At 69.2% G+C, this 5,328-nt stretch carries 6 protein-coding genes; 4 read left to right on the plus strand and 2 right to left on the minus strand.

Annotated features, from left to right (window positions below; all coding sequences use genetic code 11):
- Positions 1-89 precede the first annotated feature (89 nt).
- Together Q0066_RS15660 and Q0066_RS15665 are read left to right on the plus strand one after the other, a co-directional pair.
- Positions 90-1,169: a YhjD/YihY/BrkB family envelope integrity protein gene (locus Q0066_RS15660; protein ID WP_298134684.1), complete on the plus strand. Its 1,080-nt coding sequence runs from the start codon at positions 90-92 to the stop codon at positions 1,167-1,169.
- On the plus strand, positions 1,166-2,323 hold the full coding sequence (locus Q0066_RS15665) for an aminotransferase class I/II-fold pyridoxal phosphate-dependent enzyme (protein ID WP_298134686.1): 1,158 nt from the start codon (positions 1,166-1,168) through the stop codon (positions 2,321-2,323). Before Q0066_RS15660 ends, Q0066_RS15665 begins: the two co-directional genes overlap by 4 nt.
- 2 nt (positions 2,324-2,325) lie before the next feature.
- On the opposite strand, the gene Q0066_RS15670 is transcribed toward Q0066_RS15665, so the two are convergent.
- On the minus strand, positions 2,326-3,171 hold the full coding sequence (locus Q0066_RS15670) for an NAD(P)H-binding protein (RefSeq protein WP_298134687.1): 846 nt from the start codon (positions 3,169-3,171) through the stop codon (positions 2,326-2,328).
- 87 nt (positions 3,172-3,258) lie between these two features.
- Between Q0066_RS15670 and Q0066_RS15675 the strand changes: the two genes are divergently transcribed.
- Positions 3,259-3,735: an Rrf2 family transcriptional regulator gene (locus Q0066_RS15675; RefSeq protein ID WP_298134689.1), complete on the plus strand. Its 477-nt coding sequence runs from the start codon at positions 3,259-3,261 to the stop codon at positions 3,733-3,735.
- A gap of 3 nt (positions 3,736-3,738) precedes the next feature.
- On the opposite strand, the gene ybaK is transcribed toward Q0066_RS15675, so the two are convergent.
- Positions 3,739-4,233, minus strand: a complete 495-nt coding sequence (gene ybaK / locus Q0066_RS15680) for a Cys-tRNA(Pro) deacylase (RefSeq protein ID WP_298134690.1) — start codon at positions 4,231-4,233, stop codon at positions 3,739-3,741.
- A 37-nt stretch (positions 4,234-4,270) separates the two neighbouring features.
- Between ybaK and Q0066_RS15685 the strand changes: the two genes are divergently transcribed.
- A partial coding sequence (locus Q0066_RS15685; RefSeq protein WP_298134692.1) for a pyridoxal-dependent decarboxylase occupies positions 4,271-5,328 on the plus strand: 1,058 nt, incomplete at its 3' end.

The following is a 5,328-nucleotide window of genomic DNA, read 5'->3' on the forward strand; positions in this document are numbered from 1 at the left end:
CTGTCGCGCGAAGACCCGCCCATAACGGTGTGCAGCCTCCGGATGGCGCCCGGCTAGGCTGAACGGGCCTGTTTCGAGGAGGGTCAACCGTGCCGCAGTGGCTCGAGAAGTTGAAGGAGAAGCCCGGGATCGCCCACCTGTGGCGTACCCAGGAGCGATTCACCGCGCGCATGGGGAATCAGTTCGCCGGTGCGATCACCTATTTCTCCATCCTGTCCGTCGTCCCGGTGCTGATGTTCGGCTTCTCCATGCTCGGCATGGTGCTGACCGTGCTGCGTCCCGATCTGCTGGACGCCGTCCGCAACCTGGTCACCGCAGAGTTCAAGAACGCTCCGCTGGGTAATCAGGTGATCGCCATCATGGAGACCGCGCTGAGCAGCTGGGCAAGTCTCAGCATCGTCGCCGCCGGCATCTTCGCGTGGTCAGGGGCGAACTGGGTGGCCAACCTGAAGAGCGCCATTCGGGCCCAGATGCGACCCACCCTCGATGTGGCTGAGCAGAAGTCGAACATCGTGGTTGAGACGCTGAAGAACCTGGGCATCCTGCTGGCGCTACTCGGCACGATCCTGGCCATGTTCGCACTCTCGACCGTCGCGACCGTGCTGACCGGCTCCATCATCGAATGGCTTCACCTGCCCACGACGGTCCTCACCGCCCTGCTCTTGCGCCTGGTGCCCATTCTGGTGAACATCGCCGTCGGCTTCGGGTTGTTCGCCTTCCTGTTCCGGGTGTCCTACCAGCAGCCGATCCCACGGCATGTCTGGCTGGTCGGTGCGCTGACCGGATCCATCGGTCTGGCCGTGCTGCAGATCGCCACCACCACGATCACGGGCATGTTCTCCAACAACGCCGCGGCGCGGATCTTCGGACCGATCATCATCGCGATGTTGTTCCTCAACCTGTTCGCGACCCTGATCCTGATGATCGCGGCCTGGATGGCCTCCTACGAACCGCCGCCGGTCTACCGTTCACCGCTGGCCAAGGACATCGCCGACCCGCCCGCCGAAATGGTGGATCCGCTGCCGACCGTGCGACGGGCGGTCGCTGAGCGTGGCATGCGGGTCGGACTCGGCGCCGGCTGGGTGCTGGGCGCCGCCACCGGAGTCGGTCTCGGCGCCGTCATCGCCGGCATGGTGGCCTGGTTCCGTCGCGTGACACACCGGTCATGAGCCCGCGTCCGGCCTCCGTGCGTGGCGGGGTCGACCCCTTCCACGTGATGGAGGTGCTCAAAGCGGTCGCCGCCCGGCGGCTCAGCCACGACGACGTGGTGCTGCTGTGTGTCGGACAGCCGTCCACGCCGGCACCCGCGCCCGTGCGGGCGGCCGCCCAGCAGGCGTTGGGCGCAGAGACGCTCGGGTACACCGAGGCCGTCGGCACCCTCGCCTTCCGGCGGGCGATCGCCGGCCACTACCGCGAGCAGTACGGCCTCGGCGTCGACCCGGACGCCGTGGTCGTCACCACCGGCTCCTCCGCCGGGTTCCTGCTGACCCTGCTGGCGGCTTTCGACGCGGGAGATCTGGTCGCGGTGACCCGTCCCGGCTACCCGGCCTATCGCAACGATGTGCTGGCAGTCGGATGTCGGCTGCTCGAGCTGCCGTGCGGCCCCGAAACCCGTTACCAGCCGAGCGTCGAGATGCTCGCCTCGCTGCCCGAGAAGCCCGCCGGACTGGTGCTGGCCAGCCCCGCCAACCCGACCGGCACGATCATCGGGGCCGACGAACTGGCCGCACTGACCCGCTGGTGCGCCGACAACGACGTGCTGCTGATCAGCGACGAGATCTATCACGGCATCAGCTTCGGACGCCCCACACACTCGGCCTGGGAGTACGGCCGGGACGCCGTCGTGGTCGGCTCGCTGAGCAAGTACCAGTCGATGACCGGATGGCGGATCGGCTGGCTGCTGCTGCCCGAGGCGCTGCGCCGTCCGGTTGAGTTGCTGCAGGGCAACCTCGCCATCTGCGCGCCCGCACTCTCTCAGGCCGCCGGCTGTGCCGCGTTCGGCCCGGACGCCCGCGCCGAACTGGACGCCCACGTCCGGCGTTACGCCGCCAACCGGGACATCCTGCTGGAACGGCTACCGGAGTTGGGCATCACCAGCTTCGCTCCGCCCGACGGCGCCTTCTACGCCTGGTGCGACATCGGGCACCTCACCGACGACTCGCAGGCCTGGTGCGCCGACGTGCTGGCCGCGACCGGGGTGGCCCTCGCCCCCGGCATCGACTTCGACCCGGTGGACGGCCACCGGTTCATGCGGCTGTCGTTCTGCGGCACGTCCGAGGAGATCGCCGAGGGGATCGATCGGCTGGTCCGCTACCTCGGCTGAGCTCAGCCCAGGAGGCTGGAGAGCGGTGCCGGCGGCGTCCCGGTGAGGTCGGCGACAGCGGTGGACACGGTGCTCAGGAATCCCAGTCGGGTCGCGGTGCCGAACGATGCGAGCAGCTCGGCGATCGGTTCGGGCAGCCCGTGCTCGACCAGACCCTGCACGTACACCTCGTCGCTGACATCGACCACCTCGACCGCGCTGCCACGGAGCCCGGCGGCGAGCGCGGCGAGATCGGCGGTGGAGAGCGCGGCCGGCCCGGTGATGTCGTAGCTCGCGTTGCCGGGACCCTGCACCAGGGCGGCCACGGCGGCTCGGGCGCAGTCGGCCCGGGTGACGTAGGCGTTCTTCCCGTCGCCGGCGTTGGTGACCAGTTGCCCCGACGCGGCGGCCTGCTCGATGGTGCCCAGCTGGCCCTCGGCGTAGAGCGCGTTGCGCAGGAACGTCCAGCCGAGACCGCTCTCTCGCATGGCCTGTTCGGTGGCCGCGTGGTCGGGGACGACCCCGGCCGGGTTCTCGGGTGTCGGTTCGGGGACGGAGGTGTACAGCAGGTGTGACACGCCGGCGTCCTTCGCCGCCGCAATGGCGCGACGGTGACCCTCGAGGCGGTCTCCGACCCGGTCGGTGGAGATGATCAGCAGCCGGTCGATGCCGGCGAAGGCCGCACGCAGCGAGTCGGCGTCGTTGAAGTCTCCGGCGCGCACCTCGATGCCCCGCGCGCCGTACTCGGCAAGGGTGCCGGGTGAGCGGGTGATGAGCACGAGCTGCTCGGGGCTCACCCGTTGTACGAGGGCCTCGGTGGTGAGGCGTCCCAGTTGGCCGGATGCGCCGGTGATCCCGTAGATGGTCATCGTTCGGCTTCCTCTCCTATTTGTAGTTGAAGTAGTTACGAATGGAAACGTAGTCGATTCAGTTGCGGTTGTGACACCATGGGCCACATGGCGGGACCGGTGAACACCCAGTTTGCGGTGGCGGTGCACTTCCTGGCCTACCTCGCCGGGGCGGGGCGCGGCCGTCCGGTGAGTTCGGACGAGGTGGCCCGCTCGGCCGCTGTCAGCCCTGTCTATCTGCGCCGGGTTCTGGGCCCCCTGCGGGCTGCCGGGCTGGTCAGATCCAGGCCGGGCAGTGGGGGCGGCTGGGAGTTGCGCCGGTCGCCGGACGAGATCGGCCTCGATGAGGTGTGGTCCATCGTCCAGGGTGAGCACGCCGTGCTCGGTCTGCACGGTCCCAGCCCGGACTGCCCGATCGGCGCCGGCCTGATCGGCGTTTTCGACGGCATCGAAGGACGGGTGACGGCTGCGATCGAGCGGGAACTCGCCGAGTGCACGATCGGTGACGTGTTGCGTCGGGCGGTCGGTACCGCCGGAGGCCATGCCGAGCGGCCGAACTCGCTGGTCGATCTGGTGGAGACCTAGTGGTCAGCGGGCGATGTCGGCCCAGCGGGCGCCGGTGATCGCTAGCAGGTCGTCCGGGGTCAGCTCGACCTGCAGCCCGCGCTTGCCGGCTGAGACGAAGATGGTGTCGAACAGTTGCGCCGTCTCGTCCAGGACGGTCGGCAGCGGGGTCTTCTGACCGATCGGCGAAATGCCTCCCACCACGTAGCCCGAGCTCCGGGACGCCTCGGCGGGCTTCGCCATCGCCGCCTTCTTCGCGCCCGCCGCGGCGGCGAACGCCTTCAGGTCGAGTTGACCTGCCACCGGGACGACGCCGACCGCCAGCGGTGGCCGTCCGAGACCGATGTCGACGACCAGCGTCTTGAAGATCCGCAGCTCGTCGACACCCAGCTCGCGCGCCGCCTCGGCACCGAAATCCCGGCTGTCGTCGTGGTGGGTGTAGCTGTGCAGGGTGAAGGAGATCCCCGCCGCTGTGAGTGCGTCGGTCGCGGGTGTCCCGCCCGCAGGTTTGCCGGCCACCCGTTCACCGTAGTGGCCGGGACACTAGGTTGGGGCCGTGGATGCAGAGGAGTTCCGGGCCCAGGGCCACCGGCTGATCGACTGGATCATCGACTATCGCCAACGCCTCGACACCCTGCCGGTGCAGGCGCAGGTCGCGCCCGGTGAGACCTCCGCCAAACTGCCCGAACACCCCGGCGAGCCGGACGGCTTCGAGGCGCTGCTGGCCGACCTCGACCGGGTGGTGGTGCCCGGGCTGACCAACTGGCAGCATCCGAGCTTCTTCGCCTGGTTCCCCGCCAACAGCGAGTACCCGGCGATCCTGGCCGAGCTGGTCTCCGCGGGCCTGGGGGTGCAGGGGATGAGCTGGGTGAGCAGCCCGGCCGTCACCGAGGTGGAGACCCGGATGATGGACTGGATGGTCGAACTGCTCGGCCTGCCGGACGCCTTCCGTTCGACCAGCGCGCGCGGCGGCGGAGTGATCCAAGGCTCGGCCAGCGAGGCCACGCTGACCTCGGTGCTGGCCGCCCGGTACCGGGCCACCGGCGGCGCGGTGAATGCCGATTCCGACACCACGAGACTGGTGGCCTATGCCACGTCACAAGCGCATTCGTCGATCGAGAAGGGTCTGCGGATCGCCGGCATCGGCACCGACCATCTGCGGATCGTGCCGCACGACGAAAACTTCGCGATGCGTCCGGACGCCCTGGCCGAGGCGATCGCGGCCGACCGGGCCGCAGGTCTGGTGCCGTTCTGGGTGTGCGCCACCGTCGGCACCACGAACTCGCTGGCCGTGGACCCGGTGCGCGCGGTGGGCGAGGTGTCCCGCCGAGAGGGATTGTGGCTGCACGTGGATGCCGCAATGGCCGGAATCGCGACCCTGTGCCCCGAACTGCGCTGGCTCAATGACGGCCTCGAACTGGCCGACAGCTACGGCACCAACCCGCACAAATGGATGGGCATCACCTTCGACTGCAACCTGTTCTACACCGCCGACCGGGTCAGCCTGTTGGGGGCGTTGAGCATCCTGCCCGAATACCTGCGTACAGCGGCCGCCGAGTCCGGTGCGGTGATCGACTACCGCGACTGGCAGGTGCCGCTGGGCCGCCGGTTCCG

This window comes from Micropruina sp., assembly GCF_027492755.1.
In the GTDB taxonomy this organism is placed as follows: domain Bacteria; phylum Actinomycetota; class Actinomycetes; order Propionibacteriales; family Propionibacteriaceae; genus Micropruina.